Source organism: Pseudomonas sp. NY15356 (assembly GCF_048068175.1).
GTDB classification, from domain to species: Bacteria; Pseudomonadota; Gammaproteobacteria; order Pseudomonadales; family Pseudomonadaceae; genus Aquipseudomonas; species Aquipseudomonas putida_K.
The window spans coordinates 31,204-50,679 of record NZ_JBLUPW010000026.1; the positions used below are offsets into that span (position 1 = coordinate 31,204).

The following is a 19,476-nucleotide window of genomic DNA, read 5'->3' on the forward strand; positions in this document are numbered from 1 at the left end:
CGCAGGAAGCCCGGACTAATAAGATGGCATTGAAATCCCCCGCGTTTCGTAGAAAGTTTCCGTTGCTGGTGACTGGCGGCCTGCTGGCCCTGCAACCTCTGGCCACGTCATACGTGGTGGCAGCCGAGCAGTTCGACTGCCAAGTGTCCGCCTCTGGTGGCTGGGACTGCAAGCCCAAAACCACTGCCAGCAACCTGCCACCGCGCCCGGTGCATGAAGGTGCTGCGTTGAGCTCCGGCGGTGACGCCCAGGTGGCCGAGACCGATGCCGACGGCGAACCCAAGCCGGTGCTGGTCACCGAAAGCAAGGGCCGTGGCCTGAAGTCGCGCAGCGAAGACTACAGCCACCTGGACTGGGTGCCGCGCGACAAGCTCACCGCGGCCCAGCTGGCCGAGACCGGCCCGTACTGCGGTGGCGCGTATATCGAGCCGACACGCCCGGGCATGGACGACACCACGCCCCAGGATGAGTCACCGACCTACCTGAACGCCAAGGTTTCCCGCTACCAGCAGGAGCAGCAGATCGCCACCCTCGCCGGTGACGTGGTCATGCGCCAGGGCAGCATGCAGGTCGAGGCCGACGAGGCCAACCTGTATCAGGCCGAGAACCGCGGCGAGCTCAAGGGCAACGTCAAGCTGCGCGACAAGGGTTCGCTGGTCGTCGGCGACCAGGCCGAGATCCAGCTGGACACCGGCGAGGCCAAGGTCGACAACGCCGAATACGTGATGCACCAATCGCGCATTCGCGGCAACGCGCTGTACGCCAAGCGTGGTGAAAACGCCATCATCCGCCTCAAGGACGGTACCTACACCACCTGTGAGCCGGGCAGCAATGCGTGGCAGCTCAAGGGCAACAACATCACCCTGAACCCGGCCACCGGCTTCGGCACCGCGACCAACGTCACCCTGCGGGTCAAGGATTTCCCGGTGTTCTATACACCGTACATCTACTTCCCGATCGACGACCGTCGCCAGTCCGGCTTCCTGCCGCCGTCGTTCAGCACCAGCAGCGACACCGGCTTCATGCTGGTCACGCCGTACTACTTCAACCTGGCGCCGAACTACGACGCCACCTTGTATCCGCGCTACATGGCCAAGCGTGGCTTGTTGATGGAAGGCGAGTTCCGCTACCTGACCAAGTCCAGCGAAGGCCAGTTCGGTGCTGCGTACCTGAACGACAAGAACGACGATCGTAAAGAGCAGACCGACTACAAAGAAAAGCGCTGGATGTATAACTGGCAGCACAAGGGCGGGCTGGATTCGCGCTTGATGACTGAGGTGGACTACACCGATATCAGTGATCCGTTCTATTTCCAGGATCTGGAGACGGGGCAGATTGGGGTCGAGAGCCGCGACGTAGTGGATCAGCAGGGTGCTATTACCTATCGGGGTGACAGCTATCGGGCACGGTTGAATGCGCATGCGTATGAAATGGCGACCATTTCGCGCATCACTCCATACGACAAGCTGCCGCAGATCACGTTCGACGGCATGCTGCCGTATCATCCAGGTGGCTTCGACTTCAGCTACAAGACCGAAGCCGTCCGCTTCGATCGTGATCTGAAAGACGATCTGGTGTTTGATGAGGACGGAAATCCAGACCTGTCTGCAGGCTCAGTTAAGGATGCATCCGGCAACATCATTGGTGGCAAGCGCCTAGATGAAAATATCTTCGGTTTAGCGCGCGCCAATGGCACTCGCCTGAACATCGCCCCTGCCATTAGCTTGCCGATGGAGGCCAGTTACGGGTTCCTCAAGCCGACGCTGAAATACGTGTACACCCATTACGACTTGGATCTGGACAGCAAGGGCAAGGCAGACCTGGCAGCAGCGAGCGACGCGACCCGCGAGTTGCGCGGCGACTTCTCCAGCAGCCAGAACCGTAGCGTTCCGGTGTTCAGTATCGACAGCGGCCTCTATTTCGACCGCAACACCCAGTGGTTCGGCAAGAACTACCGCCAAACCCTCGAACCGCGCCTGTTCTACCTCTACGTTCCGTATGAGGATCAGAAGGACATTCCGGTGTTCGACACCAGCGAGTCCTACTTCAATTACGCCTCGCTGTTCCGTGACAACCGCTTCAGTGGCTCCGACCGCATCGGTGACGAGAACAAGCTCTCGTTGGGTGTGACCAACCGTTGGATCGAGGAAAACGGTTTCGAGCGTCAGCGCTTCAGCATTGGCCAGGCCTTCTACTTCAAGGATCGCAAGGTCCAAATGCCAGGCATCGACTGGCGTACCCGCGACGACGCGCAGTCGGATGTGTCGCCCTACGCGCTTGAGTACCAGTATGCGTTCAACCGCGACTGGCGCTTCAACTCCGACTACAACTGGGACCCGGACAGCCGCAAGCCACGCTCCGGCAGTGCCATGTTCCACTACCAGCCGGAAGACAATCCGAACAAGATCGTCAACCTGGGCTACCGCTATCGCAACGACCTGGTTCGCTACGACTCGCTGACCGGCCGCTGGCAGGTAGGCGGTGGCGACTACGGCACCCCTGGCGACCCGAACTACGTCAAGGACTACTACAAGATCCAGCAGCACGACTTCTCGGTCATCTGGCCGGTCGTACCGCAATGGAGCGTGATCGCCCGCTGGCAGCATGACTACAACCGCAACCGCACCCTGGAAGCCATGGGCGGTTTCGAGTACGACAACTGCTGCTGGAAGCTACGCCTGATCAACCGCTACTGGATCGACTACGACGATTTCAGCCAGGCACTGCCACAAAACGAGAAAGGCGACCACGGCGTCTTCCTGCAAATCGTGCTCAAAGGCCTCGGCGGCGTTGTGGGCAACAAGGTCGAGTCGTTCCTCGACGAAGGCATTCAAGGTTACCGTACACGTGAAGACCAAGCTTATTGATCGCCTGCGCCCGCTGATGCTGGGCGCCGTATTGCTGAGCAGCGCGGTGCATGCCGCTGTTCCCCTGGATCACATCGTGGCCATCGTCGACAACGACGTGGTCATGCAGAGCCAGCTGGACCAGCGCGTGCGCGAAGTGCAGCAGACCATCGCCAAACGCGGCGGCGGCGTGCCTCCGGCCGGCGCCCTGGAGCAGCAGGTGTTGGAACGCCTGATCGTCGAGAACCTGCAACTGCAGATCGGCGAACGCTCCGGCATTCGCATCACCGACGAGGAACTCAACCAGGCCATCGGTACCATTGCCCAGCGCAACGGTATGTCCCTGGAGCAGTTCCGCGCCGCCCTGGCCCATGACGGCCTGTCGTTCGACGATGCCCGCGAGCAGGTCAAGCGCGAGATGATCATCAGCCGCGTGCGCCAGCGCCGCGTGGCCGAGCGCATCCAGGTGTCCGAGCAGGAAGTGAAGAACTTCCTCAACTCCGACCTCGGCAAGATGCAGATGTCGGAAGAGTACCGCCTGGCCAACATCCTCATCCCGACCCCGGAAGGCGCTAGCTCCGACGCCATCCAGGCCGCCGCACGCCAGGTCGGCGATATCTACCAGCAGCTTCGCCAGGGCGCCGATTTCGGCCAGATGGCCATCGCCCGCTCCGGCAGCGAAAACGCCCTGGAAGGCGGCGAGATGGGCTGGCGCAAGGCCGGCCAGCTGCCACCTGACTTCGCCAAGATGCTCAGCAGCATGTCGGTGGGCGACATCACCCAGCCGATCCGCATCCCCAACGGCTTCATCATCCTCAAGCTCGAGGAGAAACGCGGTGGTGGCGAGAACGTGCTGCGTGACGAAGTCCACGTACGCCACATCCTGATCAAGCCAAGCGAGATCCGCAGCGAAGCGGCGACCGAGCAATTGGCCGAGCGCCTGTACGACCGTATCCAGAATGGCGAAGACTTCGCCGAGCTGGCCAAGAGCTTCTCGGAAGACCCAGGTTCCGCGCTCAACGGCGGCGACCTCAACTGGGTCGACCCGAACAGCCTGGTGCCGGAGTTCCGCGAGCAGATGGCCAATGCCCAGCAGGGCGTGGTGACCAAGCCGTTCAAGACCCAATACGGCTGGCACGTGCTGGAAGTGCTGGGCCGCCGCGCCACCGACAGCACCGAGAAGGCGCGCGAACAGCAAGCGCTGACCGTGCTGCGCAACCGCAAGTACGACGAAGAGCTGCAGACCTGGCTGCGCCAGATCCGCGACGAAGCCTACGTTGAAATCAAGCTGCCTGGCGCCGACCAGGCCGCGCAGTGAAGCCCCTGCGCTTCGCCGTCACGCCCGGCGAGCCGGCCGGCATAGGCCCTGACCTGTGCCTGCTGCTGGCCGCCGAGGCCCAGCCCTACCCCCTGATCGCCATCACCAGCCGTGACCTGCTCGCCGAGCGAGCCGCGCAGCTGGGGCTGGCTGTCAGCCTGCTGCCGGTCAGCGCCGATGCCTGGCCCGACCAGCCGGCCCCCGCCGGCAGCCTGTACGTGTGGGATACGCCACTGGCGACGCCAGTGGTGCCAGGGCAACTGGACAAGGCCAACGCCGCCTTTGTTCTGGAAACCCTGACCCGCGCCGGACAAGGCTGCCTGGACGGGCATTTCGCCGGCATGATCACCGCCCCGGTGCACAAGGGCGTGATCAATGAAAGCGGCATCGCCTTCTCCGGCCATACCGAATTTCTGGCCGACCTGACCCATACCACCCAGGTGGTGATGATGCTGGCCACCCATGGCCTGCGCGTGGCCTTGGTGACCACTCACCTGCCCCTGCGGGACATCGCAGACGCCATCACCGCCGAGCGCCTGGAGCGGGTCACGCGCATCCTGCACGCCGATCTGCAGAGCAAGTTCGGCATCGCCCAGCCCCGCATCCTGGTCTGCGGCCTCAACCCGCATGCCGGTGAAGGCGGCCACCTGGGCCGCGAAGAAATCGACATCATCGAGCCAGCACTGCAACGCCTGCGTGCCCAAGGCATGGACCTGCGTGGCCCACTGCCGGCCGATACCCTGTTTACCCCCAAGTATCTGGAGCACTGCGACGCGGTGCTGGCGATGTACCACGACCAGGGCCTGCCCGTACTCAAGTACAAAGGCTTCGGCGCCGCCGTCAACGTGACCCTGGGTCTGCCGATCATCCGCACGTCGGTCGACCACGGCACCGCCCTGGACCTGGCCGGCACCGGCAAGGTCGACACCGGCAGCCTGCGCGTGGCCCTGCAAACCGCCTACCAGATGGCCGAGAACCGACCATGAACGAGCAATACCAACACCGGGCGCGCAAGCGCTTCGGCCAGAACTTCCTGCACGACGCCGGTATCATCGACCGCATCCTGCGGGCGATCAATGCCAAGCCCGGCGAGCACCTGCTGGAAATCGGCCCGGGCCAGGGCGCCCTCACCGAGGGCCTGCTGGGCAGCGGCGCACAGCTGGACGTCGTCGAGCTGGACAAGGACCTGGTGCCGATCCTCCAGCACAAGTTCGCCGGCCGCGACAACTTCCGCCTGCACCAGGGCGACGCCCTGAAGTTCGATTTCAACCAACTGGGCGTCCCGGCGCGCAGCCTCAAGGTGGTGGGCAACCTGCCCTACAACATCTCCACCCCGCTGATCTTCCACCTGCTGAACCACGCCGACCTGATCCGCGACATGCACTTCATGCTGCAGAAGGAAGTGGTCGAGCGCCTGGCCGCAGGCCCGGGCGGTGGCGATTGGGGCCGCCTGTCGATCATGGTGCAGTACCACTGCCGGGTCGAGCACCTGTTCAACGTAGGCCCAGGCGCCTTCAACCCACCGCCCAAGGTGGACTCGGCCATCGTACGCCTGGTGCCCCACGAGACCCTGCCGCACCCGGCCAAGGACCCACGCCTACTCGAGCGCATCGTTCGGGAAGCCTTCAACCAGCGCCGCAAGACCCTGCGCAACACCCTCAAGGGCCTGCTCGACAACCAGGCCATCGAAGCCGCCGGCGTCGACGGCAGCCTGCGCCCCGAACAGCTCGACCTGGCCGCCTTCGTGCGCCTGGCCGACCAGTTGGCCGAGCAACAAGCCTGATAGTGGCTACCCCCCATCGCCGGCAAGCCGGCTCCCACAGTATCGCGGTGTCTCTGAAAACAGCGCAGGACAGGTAGGAGTCGGCTTGCCGGCGATAGGGCCCGCGTGGGTTACATAGCGCCCCACACTGGCCCTCCCCCCCACCTATGGCCTAGACTGCAACCATTGCAGTATTTGCGTCCGCTCCTCCAAGGCCTTTGCATGTCCGACCCCCGCTATCAGATCGACGTCAGCGTCGTGACCCGCTACCTGAAAGAACAATCCGACCCCGACAACAGCCGCTTCGCCTTCGCCTACACCATCACGGTGCAGAACAATGGCACGCTGAAAGCCCGGCTGGTCTCGCGCCACTGGCTGATCACCAACGGTGACGGTGAAGTGGAAGAGGTGCGCGGTGCCGGCGTTGTCGGCCAGCAGCCGCTCATCGAGCCAGGCGACAGCCATACCTACAGCAGCGGCGCGGTGCTCACCACTCGCGTCGGCACCATGCAGGGCAGCTACCAGATGTTGGCCGGAGACGGTCAGCATTTCGACGCCACCATCGCGCCATTCCGCCTGGCCGTGCCCGGGGCGCTGCACTGATGGCGGTGTACGCCGTCGGCGATCTGCAGGGCTGCCTGCAGCCGCTCAAGTGCCTGCTCGATCGCGTGCACTTCGACCCGGCAGTGGATCGCCTGTGGCTGGTGGGCGACCTGGTCAATCGTGGCCCGGAGTCGCTGGAAACCCTGCGCTTCCTTTATTCCATGCGCAACTCGCTGGTATGCGTGCTGGGCAACCATGACCTGCACCTGCTGGCAGCCTGGCACAACGTCGAGCGCCTGAAGAAGGGCGACACCCTGCGCGAGATCATCGAAGCGCCAGATGCCGACCAGCTCTTCGATTGGCTGCGCCAGCAGAAGCTGCTGCACTACGACGAAGCACGCGGCGTGGCGCTGGTGCATGCCGGCATCCCTCCGCAATGGACGCTGGGCAAGGCGCTGGAGCTGGCCGCCGAAGTGGAGGAAGTGCTGCGCGACGACACCCGCCTGAAGCTCTACCTGGACGGCATGTACGGCAACGAGCCAAAAAAGTGGAGCAAGAACCTGGCCGGTATCGAACGCCTGCGGGTCATCACCAACTACTTCACCCGCATGCGCTTCTGCACCGCCGAGGGCAAGCTCGAGTTCAAGAGCAAGGAAGGCCTGGACAGCGCACCCAAGGGCTACAAGCCCTGGTTCGCCCACAAGGACCGCCGTTCGCGCCACGTGAAGATCATCTTCGGCCATTGGGCCGCCCTCGAGGGGCGCATCGATGTGCCCGATGTGATCGGCCTGGACACCGGCTGTGTCTGGGGTGGCGCCATGACCCTGTACAACGTCGACAGCGGCGAGTTCCACCGCTGCGATTGCGCCGACGACGGCACCCTGCGCCAACCGGCATAACCGACTAGACTCAACGATCAGCCCCGAAGGAAACCACCCCCATGAGCGAATTCAAGCGCATCCCTCCCGAGCAGGCCCAGGCCCTGCGTGAGCAAGGTGCGGTGGTCGTCGACATTCGTGACCCTCAAGCGTTTGCCGCAGGCCATATCAGCGGCGCCACTCATCTTGATAACCATTCGGTGGCCGAGTTCATTCGCAATGCCGACCTCGACGCACCGACCCTGGTGGTCTGCTACCACGGCAACTCCAGCCAGAGCGCTGCGGCCTATCTGGTGGGCCAGGGCTTTTCCGAGGTGTACAGCCTCGATGGCGGCTTCGAGCTGTGGCGCAGCACCTACCCGGCCGAAACCGCCCAAGGCGGCGCCGAATAAAAATTTTCATTTTCCCGCAGCCCGCGCCACGAGCGGGCTCGGGCCTTACCTGACGAACGGTCGTGAGTATCTTCTCGACCCCGCGCCCTTGACCTCTCGTATAACCAACTATCCTTAAGCCCAGGCCATCCAAAAAAGGGGAGAGCCGGTACACCGGCGTGCGGGTCATCGGTAGCGTTTCTACGGGTGTTCTGGGGGGTATACAGCAATCGGCCAGCCCGGTTGCATGCCAGCATCATGCTGACTGATCCGGCGTCGGCTCCACGTATCGAGCGAGGTGACGTCATGAGCATTTTTAGCCACTTCCAACAACGTTTCGAGTCAACCCGCCAGGAAGAACTCTCGCTGCAGGAGTACCTCGAGCTGTGCAAAGAGGATCGCAGCGCCTACGCTTCGGCGGCCGAACGCCTGTTGCTGGCCATCGGCGAACCGGAGCTGGTCGACACCTCAACGAACTCCAGGCTGTCGCGGATCTTTTCCAACAAGGTGATCCGTCGCTATCCGGTCTTTGCCGACTTCCATGGCATGGAAGAGTGCATCGACCAGATCGTGTCCTACTTCCGCCATGCCGCCCAAGGCCTGGAGGAGAAGAAACAGATCCTGTACCTGCTGGGCCCGGTGGGCGGCGGTAAATCGTCCCTGGCCGAAAAGCTCAAGCAGTTGATGGAGAAGGTGCCCTTCTACGCTATCAAGGGTTCACCGGTGTTCGAGTCGCCCCTGGGGCTGTTCAATGCCGCCGAGGACGGCGCGATCCTGGAAGAAGAGTTCGGCATCCCGCGGCGCTACCTGAACACCATCATGTCGCCCTGGGCCACCAAGCGCCTGCAGGAGTTCGGCGGCGACATCTCCAAGTTCCGGGTGGTCAAGCTCTACCCATCCATCCTCAACCAGGTCGCCATCGCCAAGACAGAACCTGGCGACGAGAACAACCAGGACATCTCGGCGCTTGTGGGCAAGGTGGATATCCGCAAACTCGAGGAATTCCCGCAGAACGACGCCGACGCCTACAGCTATTCGGGCGCGCTGTGCCGGGCCAACCAGGGCCTGATGGAATTCGTCGAGATGTTCAAGGCACCGATCAAGGTCCTGCACCCGTTGCTCACCGCCACCCAGGAAGGCAACTACAACAGCACCGAAGGCCTGGGGGCGATCCCCTACTCCGGCATCCTACTGGCCCACTCCAACGAATCGGAATGGCATACCTTCCGCAACAACAAGAACAACGAAGCGTTCATCGACCGGATCTACATCGTCAAGGTGCCGTACTGCCTGCGCGTCAGTGACGAAGTGAAGATCTACGACAAGCTGCTGGTCAACAGCTCGCTGTCCAAGGCCCATTGCGCGCCAGACACCCTCAAGATGCTCGCGCAGTTCACCGTGCTGTCGCGCCTGAAGGAGCCTGAGAACTCCAACATCTATTCGAAGATGCGCGTGTATGACGGCGAGAACCTCAAGGACACCGATCCGAAGGCCAAGTCGATCCAGGAGTATCGCGATGCCGCCGGGGTCGACGAGGGCATGAATGGCCTGTCGACCCGCTTCGCCTTCAAGATCCTGTCCAAGGTCTTCAACTTCGATCCACACGAGATCGCGGCCAACCCGGTGCACCTGCTGTACGTGCTGGAGCAGCAGATCGAACAGGAGCAGTTCCCTGCCGAGGTACGCGAGCGTTACCTGCGCTATCTCAAGGAATACCTGGCACCGCGCTACATCGAGTTCATCGGCAAGGAAATCCAGACCGCCTACCTGGAGTCCTACAGCGAATACGGCCAGAACATCTTCGACCGCTACGTGCTGTACGCCGACTTCTGGATCCAGGACCAGGAGTACCGCGACCCGGAAACCGGCGAGATCCTCAACCGCATCGCCCTCAACGAGGAGCTGGAGAAGATCGAGAAACCGGCCGGCATCAGCAACCCGAAAGACTTCCGCAACGAGATCGTCAACTTCGTGCTGCGTGCCCGCGCCAACAACAACGGCAAGAACCCGAGCTGGCTGAGCTATGAAAAGCTGCGGGTGGTGATCGAGAAGAAAATGTTCTCCAACACCGAAGACCTGCTGCCGGTCATCAGCTTCAACGCCAAGGCCAGCAAGGAGGACCAACAGAAACACAACGACTTCGTCACCCGGATGGTCGAACGTGGCTACACCGACAAACAGGTTCGCCTGCTGTCGGAATGGTATCTGCGGGTCAGGAAATCGCAGTAAAAGCGGCAAGCTGCGAGCCGCAAGCCCTGAGCCGGACGCGGTGCGCCGTGCGCATCGCACGGCTCACGGCGGCGGCGACTGCTTTTACTTGCAGCTCGTAGCTTGAAGCTTGCAGCTGTACCCAGCTACTGGAGGGCCCATGAGCTACGTAATCGACCGACGCCTGAACGGCAAGAACAAGAGCACGGTCAACCGCCAGCGCTTCTTGCGGCGGTACCGTGAGCACATCAAGAAAGCCGTCGAAGAGGCCGTGAGCCGCCGTTCCATCATGGACATGGAGCACGGCGAGCAGATCAGCATCCCGTCGCGGGACATCGACGAGCCGGTGCTGCACCATGGTCGTGGCGGCAAGCAGACCATCATTCACCCAGGCAACAAGGAATTCACCGCCGGCGAGCACATTCCCCGGCCCCAAGGCGGTGGGGGTGGTGGCGGCCGTGGCAAGGCCGGCAACTCCGGCGAAGGCATGGATGACTTCGTGTTCCAGATCACCCAGGAGGAATTCCTGGAGTTCATGTTCGAGGACCTGGAGCTGCCCAACCTGGTGAAACGTCACCTCACCGGGGCCGACACCTTCAAGACCGTGCGTGCCGGTATCGCCAACGAAGGCAACCCGTCGCGCATCAACATTGTCCGCACCCTGCGCTCGGCCCATGCCCGGCGCATCGCCCTGACCGGCAGCAGCCGTGCGCTGTTGCGCGAAGCCCAGGCCGAGCTTGCGCGCTTGAAGGTCGAGGAGCCGGACAACTTCACCGATATCCAGGCGACCGAGGCCGAGATCGAACGCCTGAAAGCGCGCATCAATCGCCTGCCCTTCCTCGACACCTTCGACCTGAAGTACAACCTGCTGGTCAAGCAACCCAACCCGAGTTCCAAGGCCGTGATGTTCTGCCTGATGGACGTCTCGGGCTCAATGACCCAGGCCACCAAGGACATCGCCAAGCGCTTCTTCATCCTGTTGTACCTGTTCCTCAAGCGGAACTATGACCGCATCGAGGTGGTGTTCATCCGCCACCACACCAGCGCCCGGGAAGTGGACGAGGAAGAATTCTTCTATTCCCGCGAGACGGGCGGCACCATCGTGTCCAGCGCGCTCAAGCTGATGCAGGAGATCATGGCCGATCGCTACCCGGCCAGCGACTGGAACATCTACGCCGCCCAGGCCTCCGACGGCGACAACTGGAACGACGATTCGCCGATCTGCCGTGAGATCCTGTCCAAGCAGATCATGCCCCACGTGCAGTACTACACTTACGTGGAAATCACCCCCCGCGAGCATCAGGCGCTGTGGTACGAATACGAGCGCATCGGCGAAGCCTTCCCCGACACCTTCGCCCAGCAGCAGTTGGTATCGGCCGGTGATATCTATCCGGTCTTCCGTGAACTCTTCCAGCGCAGGTTAGCCACATGACCGCCAGAGAGCAGAGACGCCAGCCCATTTCCACCGGGTCCGAGTGGACGTTCGAGCTTATCCAGGCCTATGACCGCGAAATCAGCCGCCTGGCCGAGCGTTACGCCCTGGATACCTATCCCAACCAGATCGAGGTGATCACCGCCGAGCAGATGATGGATGCCTATGCGTCCGTCGGCATGCCGCTGGGCTACCACCACTGGTCCTACGGCAAGCAGTTCCTCAGCACGGAAAAATCCTACAGCCGTGGCCAGATGGGCCTGGCCTACGAAATCGTGATCAACTCCGACCCGTGCATCGCCTACCTGATGGAAGAGAACACCATGTGCATGCAAGCACTGGTGATCGCCCATGCCTGCTACGGCCACAACAGTTTCTTCAAGGGCAACTACCTGTTCCGCACCTGGACGGACGCCAGCTCGATCATCGACTACCTGGTATTCGCCAAGCAGTACATCGCTCAATGCGAGGAGCGCCACGGCATCGATGCCGTCGAAGACCTGATCGACTCCTGTCATGCCCTGATGAACTACGGCGTGGACCGCTACAAACGCCCCTACCCCATCTCCGCCGAGGAAGAACGCCGGCGGCAGAAAGAGCGCGAGGAGCATCTGCAGCGCCAGATCAACGACCTGTGGCGCACCATTCCCAAGGGCTCGGAGAAAGGCAACGAGCGCGATGATGTGCGCTTCCCCGCCGAACCCCAGGAAAACATCCTGTATTTCATCGAAAAACACGCCCCGTTGCTCGAACCCTGGCAACGGGAAGTGGTACGCATCGTGCGCAAGATCGCCCAGTATTTCTACCCCCAACGCCAGACCCAGGTGATGAACGAAGGCTGGGCCACGTTCTGGCACTACACCCTGATGAACGACCTGTACGACGAAGGCCTGGTGACCGACGGCTTCATCATGGAGTTCCTGCAGTCCCACACCAGTGTGGTGTTCCAGCCGGGCTTCGACAGCCCGTACTACAGTGGCATCAACCCCTATGCCCTGGGCTTCGCCATGTATACCGACATTCGTCGCATGTGCGAGCACCCTACCGAAGAAGACCGGCGCTGGTTCCCTGATATCGCCGGCAGCGACTGGCTTTCCACCATCAAGTTCGCCATGAGCAGCTTCAAGGACGAAAGCTTCATCCTGCAGTACCTCTCACCCAAAGTGATCCGCGACCTGAAGCTGTTCAGCATCCTGGACGATGACCAGCGCGACGACCTGCTGGTACCGGCGATCCATGACGAAGCCGGCTACCGCATCATCCGTGAGCAACTGGCTGCCCAGTACAACCTGGGCAACCGTGAACCCAACGTGCAGATCTGGAGCATCGACCGTCGCGGCGACCGCTCCCTGACCCTGCGCCACCAGCAGCACAACCGCAAGCCGCTGGGCGACTCCACCGAGGAAGTGCTTCGGCACCTGCATCGACTGTGGGGCTTCGATATCCACCTGGAAACCGTCCAAGGCGACCAGGTCATGAAAACCCACCACATGCCGCCGCGAGGCGAGCAGAACGAAGCGGGTGAGTACGGCCGTATGGATCTTGCCGTGGTGCATCATCTCTGAGCAAACAGCCCTCCCTTACTGCCGACAGGGTATGCTGTGGGCAGTAATGGAGGTTCTACATGCAGATCTACAAGGTCGGTGGCGCCGTGCGCGACCGCTTGCTCGGGCGCCCGGTCAGCGATATCGACTGGCTGGTGGTCGGCGCCACGGTCGAACAGATGCAAGCCCTGGGCTATCGCCCGGTCGGGGCTGATTTTCCGGTATTCATCCACCCTCGCACCGGCGAGGAGTACGCCCTGGCGCGCACCGAGCGCAAGAGCGGGCGCGGCTATGGCGGTTTCACCTTCCATGCCAGCCCCGAGGTCACCCTCGAAGAAGACCTGGTCCGCCGGGACCTGACCATCAATGCCATGGCAGAGGACGCGCATGGCAATCTGTGCGACCCGTATAACGGCAAGGAAGATCTCGATCGACGCATTTTGCGCCATGTTTCTCCAGCATTCGCCGAAGATCCCCTGCGTGTCCTGCGTGTAGCCCGCTTCGCGGCCCGCTATGCCCCGCTGGGCTTCCATGTCGCCGGCGAGACGCTCGAGCTGATGCGCCAGATCAGCGCATCGGGCGAGCTTCAAGCACTGACGGCCGAGCGCAGCTGGAAGGAAATCGAGCGAGCCCTGATGGAAGACCAGCCCCAGGTGTTCATCCAGGTGCTGCGCGATTGCGATGCGCTCAAGGAACTGATGCCGGAGATCAATGCACTGTTCGACGCGCAGCGACCAGACCCGCTGGCAGCACTACGAGAAGCGGCTCGCGCGCAACAGCCACTGAATGTACGCTGGGCCTGCCTGCTGCAGGGGCTGGGCGAGCCGAGCCAGGTCAAGGCAGTCAACCAGCGCTTCAAGGCCCCCAGGGAATGCCAGGAGCTCGCGTCCCTGGTCAATGAGTGCCAGCCCCTTTGCCACAACGCCAAGGCACTGAGCGCTGCCAGCCTGCTGGACTTGCTGCAGAAGTTCGACGTGTACCGTCGCCCGCAGCGCTTCGAGGATTTCATTGCTGCGTGCGAGATGGAGGCGCGTGGTCAGAGGAACGACCAGGCTTACCCGCAGGCCGATTACCTGCGCGACGCGGCGGCCGCTGCCAAAGCAGTGGATGTGAAACCACTGGTGGAGAAAGGCTTGGCCGGGCAAGCGCTGGGGGAAGCAATCAAGGCGCAACGCCTGGAAGCACTCGAAGCCTATAAGCGCCGGTAACCTTCGGGTTTTTTTTCGCGTTTATACAACCGCAATCGCCGGCAAGCCGGCTCTCACCTGTCCTGCGCTGTTGTCAGAAACACCGCCGTACCTGTGGGGGAGCTAGCTGGCTTGCCGGCGATTGGGCCTTCACATCCGGGTCAGTTGCAACCCACGCCACTCGAAGGGCACCGGTGCCAACGCCTGGTCGATATCCGCTTCCTGCCACAGCTGCCCCATCGTCTTGCCGACGCCCGGGTGCACCAGTTGCGGCGCGATCAACGACAACGGCCAGAGCACGAACGCATTCTTGAGGATCTCGGCCCTGGGCAGCACCAGGCCGTCGAAAGTTCCCAGCAGGTCGTCATACATCAGCACATCGATATCCAGCGGCAAGCCCTTGCGCTCAGGCGCATAACGGCCGTTGTCCGCCTCGATGAACTTGAGCCGACGATCCAGCTCCAGCAGCGGCAGGTCGGTCTGCCCGGTGACCACCAGGTTGTAGAACGGCCCGCTCTTGATGCCCACCGCCTGGCTTTCGAACACCGGTGAGCAGCGCATGCCCTGCAGAAAGCCCGCCAGGGCATCGAGCCCGGCGCACAGGTGCGTCTGGCGGTCGATGTTGCTGCCCAAGCCCAGGTAAACCGTACTCAGAGACATCCGCGCTCGATCTCCACGCCAACGCCACCACGGGCCGCCGGTACGGCACCTGGCTTGGTCAGCTTCAGGCGCACCCAAGGAATGTTGAATTCTTCCATCAATACCGCGACCAGGCGCTCGGCGAATGTTTCCACCAGTTCGAAACGGGCCTGCTCGGCGAATGCCTGGACACGCGCCGAGACACTGGCGTAGTCCAGGGCCAGGGCCAGGTCGTCACCGGCAGCCGCCGGGCGATTGTCCCAGGCGAAACTCAGGTCCAGGCGCAGGCACTGGCGAATATCCCGCTCCCAGTCATAGGCACCGATGACGGTATCGACTTCCAGGCCTTCGATGAACACTCTGTCCAAGCACTTCTCTCCACAGCACGACAAGGGCGACTGGCGCCGTTAGAATCAGGGCGTCCTCGCCCGGAATAGTTAGCATGTTTTGGTTATTGGCGCTGCTTGCCTACCTGCTCGGCTCTCTGTCCTTCGCCATTGTCCTGAGCCGCCTCAGCGGCAGCCCGGACCCGCGCTCCAGTGGTTCGGGCAACGCCGGCGCGACCAACATGCTACGCCTGGCAGGCCGCAAGCTGGCGATCCTGACCCTGCTGGGCGACCTGTGCAAGGGCCTGTTGCCCGTGCTGCTGGCCCAGCTGGCCGGCCTGGGCCTGCAGGAGCAAGCCTGGGTCGGGCTCTGCGCGGTGATCGGCCACCTGTTCCCACTGTACTTCTGCTTCAAGGGCGGCAAGGGCGTGGCCACCGCAGCCGGCATGCTCATGGGCCTGTACTTCCCCGCCGCGCTGCTGGCCATCGCCGCCTGGCTGCTGACCTTCTACCTCACCCGCACCAGCTCCCTGGCCGCGCTGATCGCCACCCCGCTGACCCTGCCATTGCTGGCCTGGCGCGAGCCCGAGGCGTTGTTGCCGATCACCGTGCTCACGGTACTCATCGTCTGGCGCCATCGCAGCAATCTACGCGACCTGTTCGCCGGGCGCGAACGGCATTTTTGACCTTGCACACACCGCCTCACACCGCCGGCAACTGCTCCATCGGCCAACGCGCCTGTACGGCAATGGCCAGGTCCTGACGCTGCCCGGCCAACAGGCGCTGGCACCCGGCGTAGGCGATCATGGCGCCGTTGTCGGTGCAGAACTTGGGGCGCGCGTAGTACACATTGCCGTTGAGGCTGGCCAGCATGGTTTCCAGCGAGGCCCGCAGGGCCTTGTTGGCGCTCACGCCGCCGGCGATGACCAGGCGCTTGAGGCCGGTCTGCTTGAGGGCGCGCTTGCACTTGATGGTCAGAGTCTCCACCACCGCCTGCTGGAATGCCAGGGACAGGTCGCAACGGGTTTGCTCACTGTCGTCGCCGGCATCGCGGCATTGCTGCCAGGTATTCAGGGCGAAGGTCTTGAGGCCGCTGAAGCTGAATTCCAGGCCCGGACGATCGGTCATCGGCCGCGGGAACACGAAGCGCCCGGGCACCCCCTGCTCGGCCAGGCGAGCGATCTCGGGCCCTCCCGGGTAGTTCAGGCCGATCAGCTTGGCTGTCTTGTCGAATGCCTCGCCCGCCGCATCGTCCAGGCTCTCGCCCAACAGTTCGTATTGGCCGATGCCATCGACCCGCACCAGCTGGGTGTGGCCGCCGGACACCAACAAGGCGACGAACGGAAACGCCGGAGGCGTCTCCTCCAGCATGGGGGCCAGCAGATGGCCTTCCATGTGGTGCACACCGATCGCCGGGATATCCCAGGCGAACGCCAACGCCTGGGCGCACGAAGCGCCGACCAGCAGGGCGCCGACCAAACCGGGGCCGGCGGTGTAGGCAATGGCATCGATCTCGGTGGCGACGCAGCCAGCCTCGGCCAGCACCTGGCGGATCAGGGGCAGCATGCGCTTGACGTGATCACGCGAGGCCAGCTCCGGCACGACGCCGCCATAGACGCGGTGGAGGTCGATCTGGCTGAACAGCGCGTCGGCCAACAGGCCGCGCTCGCTGTCGTATAATGCGACGCCAGTTTCGTCGCAGGATGTTTCCAATCCCAGTACTAGCATGGGTCCGTGCCTTGTGGAGGCTGAATTCGAAGGCGCGCATGATAGTCTCCGTACCACATGCCGACCAGCGGTTTTCGATCAGAGGCTTTGCATTCCGGCCAGCTAAGGGTTAACATCCGCAACCCTTGAAAACCGACGTTCTCCAGCACACCTTTTGTTTTGCCAGGAGCACGTCTACCCCGGTAATGAATTAAGGTAGCCCTGGATGCCAGCCGTCAAAGTTAAAGAGAACGAACCCTTCGACGTAGCTCTGCGTCGTTTCAAGCGCTCCTGCGAAAAAGCCGGTGTACTGGCTGAAGTTCGTAGCCGCGAGTTTTACGAGAAGCCGACTGCCGAGCGCAAGCGCAAAGCCGCTGCCGCTGTAAAGCGTCACGCCAAGAAGGTTCAGCGCGAACAGCGCCGCGCCGTTCGTCTGTACTGATACAGGCGTTCAACGCAAAGCTTCTGCCCGCCCGGCCTCGTGCCGGGCTGATGGCAGCAGTTGCTTCAAACCTCCGGCCTCGGCCAGAGGCGCCCTTCGCAACAGCGCATGGGCAACCTGCCTGAACACGTCAGAACTGGTCCCCGACCAGTCGTGCACGTCCTGACTGACGAGCCATTCGTGGCTGACGAGCACACTTTTCCTCACATCTCCCGCATCAACTGCTCGCCCTCAACCGGCGCGTAGCGATTAGACTTGCCAGCTGCCAGATGACGAGACTGCCATGGCCGGGCTGATTCCCCAAAGCTTCATTGACGACCTTCTCAACCGCACCGACATCGTCGATGTGGTGAGCTCGCGTATCCAGCTCAAGAAGACCGGCAAGAACCTTTCCGCCTGCTGCCCGTTCCACAAGGAGAAAACCCCCTCCTTCACCGTCAGCCCCGACAAGCAGTTCTACTACTGCTTCGGTTGTGGTGCTGGCGGCAACGCGCTCGGCTTCGTCATGGACCACGACAACCTGGACTTTCCCCAGGCGGTCGAAGAGCTGGCCCGGGCCGCCGGCATGGAGGTCCCTCGGGAGGAAGGCCGTCGCGGGCAGAAGCCCCGCCAGCCCACCGACTCGCCCCTCTACCCGCTGCTGGAAGCCGCCGCCGAGTTCTATCGCCAGGCGCTGCGCAGCCACCCGACCCGCAAGGCGGCGGTGGACTACCTCAAGGGCCGAGGCCTGTCCGGCGAAATCGCCCGTGACTTCGGCCTGGGCTTCGCTCCACCGGGCTGGGACAATCTGCTCAAGCACCTGGGCGCGGACAGCCTGCAGCAAAAGGTGATGATCGATGCAGGCCTGCTGATCGAGAATGCCGAAAGCGGCAAGCGCTACGATCGTTTCCGCGACCGCGTGATGTTCCCTATCCGCGACAGCCGTGGCAGGGTCATCGCGTTCGGCGGCCGGGTCCTCGGGGACGACAAGCCCAAGTACCTGAACTCTCCGGAAACCCCGGTGTTCCACAAGGGGCAAGAGCTGTACGGCCTGTACGAGGCGCGCAAGCACAACCGCAACCTCGACGAGATCATCGTGGTCGAGGGCTACATGGACGTCATCGCCCTGGCCCAGCAAGGCCTGCGCAATGCGGTGGCGACACTGGGCACGGCCACCAGCGAAGAGCACCTCAAGCGCTTGTTCCGCGTGGTGCCGAGCGTGCTGTTCTGCTTCGATGGCGACCAGGCCGGCCGCAAGGCTGCCTGGCGCGCCCTGGAGTCAACCCTGGCCAGTCTGCAGGACGGCCGCCGTGCCCGCTTCCTGTTCCTGCCCGAAGGCGAAGACCCGGACAGCCTGGTGCGCGCAGAAGGCACCGATGCCTTCATGGCCCGCATCAACCAGCACGCCCAGCCACTGGCGGACTACTTCTTCGAGCAATTGGGCAACGAGGCCGACCCGCGTTCGCTGGAAGGCAAGGCGCACATGGCGACCCTGGCCGCACCGTTGATCGAAAAGATTCCCGGTGCCAACCTGCGCCAGCTGATGCGCAACCGCCTGAAGGAAATCACCGGGCTGGATCCACAACAGGTCGAACAGCTGGCCCAGCACGCACCAGCCCCCAGCACCCCGGATTACGACCCCGGCTATGACTACGACGCCATGGCCAGCTACACCCCCGACTACAGCGAGGCGCACCCGTACGACCATGCGCCCGCCCAGCAAGAACAGCGCCCATGGACGCCCAGCAAAGGCGGCAAGAAACAATGGGATGGCAAGCCCTGGGACAAGAAAGGCGGCAAGCCCTGGCAACGTGATGGCCATCGCGGCGAAGCGCCGCCAAGGGTGCCCGCACCGGTGGAGCCGCCGACGCTGTCGGCGCTGCGCACCTTGCTGCACTACCCGCTGCTGGCCGGCAAGGTGGAAGATGCCAGCCATTTCGCCGACGAAGAGCACCTCTACAGCCAGCTGCTGGTGGCCTTGATCGAAGCCGCGCAGAAGAATCCTAAGCTAAGCTCAATGCAACTGATCGCACGCTGGCACGGCACCGAACAAGGCCGGCTGCTGCGGGCCCTGGCGGAAAAGGAATGGCTGATCGATGCCGACAACCTTGAACAACAGTTTTTCGACACTATAACTAGCTTGTCCGCCCGCCAACGCGAGCGCAGCCTGGAACATCTGCTCAGGAAAGCACGTCAAAGCGAATTGAGCAGCGAGGAAAAATCGCAGCTCCTTGCCCTGCTGAGCCGGAATGTTCCCGCACAAACCCCGACCTCATCTGGCGCGTGAGGTCCAT

At 62.8% G+C, this 19,476-nt stretch carries 17 protein-coding genes; 14 read left to right on the plus strand and 3 right to left on the minus strand.

All coding sequences use genetic code 11. The annotated features are described in order from the left end of the window. Positions 1–23 precede the first annotated feature (23 nt). From ACNFCI_RS18840 to ACNFCI_RS18890, 11 genes are all read left to right on the plus strand, one after another. The gene (locus ACNFCI_RS18840; RefSeq protein ID WP_416768102.1) at positions 24–2,867 is read left to right on the plus strand and encodes an LPS-assembly protein LptD; all 2,844 of its coding nucleotides are present in this window, start codon (positions 24–26) and stop codon (positions 2,865–2,867) included. Next, entirely contained in the window at positions 2,848–4,164 is a 1,317-nt protein-coding gene (locus ACNFCI_RS18845) for a peptidylprolyl isomerase (protein WP_084856174.1), read from the plus strand. Before ACNFCI_RS18840 ends, ACNFCI_RS18845 begins: the two co-directional genes overlap by 20 nt. After that, positions 4,161–5,150 (plus strand): 4-hydroxythreonine-4-phosphate dehydrogenase PdxA, encoded by a 990-nt coding sequence (gene pdxA / locus ACNFCI_RS18850; RefSeq protein ID WP_416768103.1) that lies wholly within the window; start codon positions 4,161–4,163, stop codon positions 5,148–5,150. The genes ACNFCI_RS18845 and pdxA overlap by 4 nt, the downstream gene beginning before the upstream one ends. Continuing rightward, a complete protein-coding gene (rsmA, locus tag ACNFCI_RS18855) occupies positions 5,147–5,947 on the plus strand; it encodes a 16S rRNA (adenine(1518)-N(6)/adenine(1519)-N(6))-dimethyltransferase RsmA (RefSeq protein WP_084856177.1) in 801 nt (266 codons plus the stop codon). Before pdxA ends, rsmA begins: the two co-directional genes overlap by 4 nt. A 201-nt stretch (positions 5,948–6,148) precedes the next feature. Next, positions 6,149–6,529, plus strand: a complete 381-nt coding sequence (gene apaG, locus ACNFCI_RS18860; protein ID WP_084856180.1) for a Co2+/Mg2+ efflux protein ApaG — start codon at positions 6,149–6,151, stop codon at positions 6,527–6,529. Then, on the plus strand, positions 6,529–7,368 hold the full coding sequence (locus ACNFCI_RS18865) for a symmetrical bis(5'-nucleosyl)-tetraphosphatase (protein ID WP_084856182.1): 840 nt from the start codon (positions 6,529–6,531) through the stop codon (positions 7,366–7,368). The genes apaG and ACNFCI_RS18865 overlap by 1 nt, the downstream gene beginning before the upstream one ends. Positions 7,369–7,409: 41 nt before the next feature. Continuing rightward, a complete protein-coding gene (gene glpE, locus ACNFCI_RS18870) occupies positions 7,410–7,739 on the plus strand; it encodes a thiosulfate sulfurtransferase GlpE (RefSeq protein WP_084856184.1) in 330 nt (109 codons plus the stop codon). A gap of 285 nt (positions 7,740–8,024) precedes the next feature. Continuing rightward, a complete protein-coding gene (locus ACNFCI_RS18875) occupies positions 8,025–9,947 on the plus strand; it encodes a PrkA family serine protein kinase (RefSeq protein WP_416768104.1) in 1,923 nt (640 codons plus the stop codon). A 139-nt stretch (positions 9,948–10,086) separates the two neighbouring features. Beyond that, the gene (locus tag ACNFCI_RS18880) at positions 10,087–11,358 is read left to right on the plus strand and encodes a YeaH/YhbH family protein (RefSeq protein WP_084856188.1); all 1,272 of its coding nucleotides are present in this window, start codon (positions 10,087–10,089) and stop codon (positions 11,356–11,358) included. After that, positions 11,355–12,923 (plus strand): SpoVR family protein, encoded by a 1,569-nt coding sequence (locus ACNFCI_RS18885; RefSeq protein ID WP_084856190.1) that lies wholly within the window; start codon positions 11,355–11,357, stop codon positions 12,921–12,923. The genes ACNFCI_RS18880 and ACNFCI_RS18885 overlap by 4 nt, the downstream gene beginning before the upstream one ends. A gap of 59 nt (positions 12,924–12,982) precedes the next feature. Beyond that, entirely contained in the window at positions 12,983–14,110 is a 1,128-nt protein-coding gene (locus tag ACNFCI_RS18890; protein WP_416768105.1) for a multifunctional CCA tRNA nucleotidyl transferase/2'3'-cyclic phosphodiesterase/2'nucleotidase/phosphatase, read from the plus strand. A gap of 129 nt (positions 14,111–14,239) precedes the next feature. Here ACNFCI_RS18890 and folK read toward each other — a convergent pair whose 3' ends face one another. Together folK and folB are read right to left on the minus strand one after the other, a co-directional pair. Then, positions 14,240–14,749 (minus strand): 2-amino-4-hydroxy-6-hydroxymethyldihydropteridine diphosphokinase, encoded by a 510-nt coding sequence (folK, locus tag ACNFCI_RS18895; protein ID WP_084856194.1) that lies wholly within the window; start codon positions 14,747–14,749, stop codon positions 14,240–14,242. Beyond that, positions 14,740–15,096 (minus strand): dihydroneopterin aldolase, encoded by a 357-nt coding sequence (gene folB, locus ACNFCI_RS18900; protein WP_084856197.1) that lies wholly within the window; start codon positions 15,094–15,096, stop codon positions 14,740–14,742. Before folB ends, folK begins: the two co-directional genes overlap by 10 nt. A 74-nt stretch (positions 15,097–15,170) precedes the next feature. Between folB and plsY the strand changes: the two genes are divergently transcribed. Further along, a complete protein-coding gene (gene plsY, locus ACNFCI_RS18905) occupies positions 15,171–15,740 on the plus strand; it encodes a glycerol-3-phosphate 1-O-acyltransferase PlsY (RefSeq protein WP_084856199.1) in 570 nt (189 codons plus the stop codon). 16 nt (positions 15,741–15,756) lie between these two features. Here the strand turns inward: plsY and tsaD are convergent, their stop codons facing one another. Further along, complete coding sequence (tsaD, locus tag ACNFCI_RS18910) at positions 15,757–16,782, minus strand: tRNA (adenosine(37)-N6)-threonylcarbamoyltransferase complex transferase subunit TsaD (protein ID WP_084856201.1); 1,026 nt, start codon at positions 16,780–16,782, stop codon at positions 15,757–15,759. Positions 16,783–16,987: 205 nt separating this feature from the next. Here tsaD and rpsU point away from each other — a divergent pair, with 205 nt between their 5' ends. Together rpsU and dnaG are read left to right on the plus strand one after the other, a co-directional pair. Beyond that, positions 16,988–17,203: a 30S ribosomal protein S21 gene (gene rpsU, locus ACNFCI_RS18915; protein WP_003255575.1), complete on the plus strand. Its 216-nt coding sequence runs from the start codon at positions 16,988–16,990 to the stop codon at positions 17,201–17,203. Positions 17,204–17,486: 283 nt separating this feature from the next. Beyond that, entirely contained in the window at positions 17,487–19,469 is a 1,983-nt protein-coding gene (dnaG, locus tag ACNFCI_RS18920) for a DNA primase (protein WP_084856203.1), read from the plus strand. Positions 19,470–19,476: the final 7 nt, after the last annotated feature.

Coding starts and splice junctions, on each gene's coding strand:
- ACNFCI_RS18875 (WP_416768104.1), top strand. CDS start 8,025: ATGAGCATTTTTAGCCACTTCCAACAACGTTTCGAGTCAACCCGCCAG.
- folK (WP_084856194.1), bottom strand. CDS start 14,749: ATGTCTCTGAGTACGGTTTACCTGGGCTTGGGCAGCAACATCGACCGC.
- ACNFCI_RS18840 (WP_416768102.1), top strand. CDS start 24: ATGGCATTGAAATCCCCCGCGTTTCGTAGAAAGTTTCCGTTGCTGGTG.
- tsaD (WP_084856201.1), bottom strand. CDS start 16,782: ATGCTAGTACTGGGATTGGAAACATCCTGCGACGAAACTGGCGTCGCA.
- rsmA (WP_084856177.1), top strand. CDS start 5,147: ATGAACGAGCAATACCAACACCGGGCGCGCAAGCGCTTCGGCCAGAAC.
- glpE (WP_084856184.1), top strand. CDS start 7,410: ATGAGCGAATTCAAGCGCATCCCTCCCGAGCAGGCCCAGGCCCTGCGT.
- ACNFCI_RS18880 (WP_084856188.1), top strand. CDS start 10,087: ATGAGCTACGTAATCGACCGACGCCTGAACGGCAAGAACAAGAGCACG.
- apaG (WP_084856180.1), top strand. CDS start 6,149: ATGTCCGACCCCCGCTATCAGATCGACGTCAGCGTCGTGACCCGCTAC.
- dnaG (WP_084856203.1), top strand. CDS start 17,487: ATGGCCGGGCTGATTCCCCAAAGCTTCATTGACGACCTTCTCAACCGC.
- plsY (WP_084856199.1), top strand. CDS start 15,171: ATGTTTTGGTTATTGGCGCTGCTTGCCTACCTGCTCGGCTCTCTGTCC.
- ACNFCI_RS18890 (WP_416768105.1), top strand. CDS start 12,983: ATGCAGATCTACAAGGTCGGTGGCGCCGTGCGCGACCGCTTGCTCGGG.
- ACNFCI_RS18865 (WP_084856182.1), top strand. CDS start 6,529: ATGGCGGTGTACGCCGTCGGCGATCTGCAGGGCTGCCTGCAGCCGCTC.
- rpsU (WP_003255575.1), top strand. CDS start 16,988: ATGCCAGCCGTCAAAGTTAAAGAGAACGAACCCTTCGACGTAGCTCTG.
- ACNFCI_RS18885 (WP_084856190.1), top strand. CDS start 11,355: ATGACCGCCAGAGAGCAGAGACGCCAGCCCATTTCCACCGGGTCCGAG.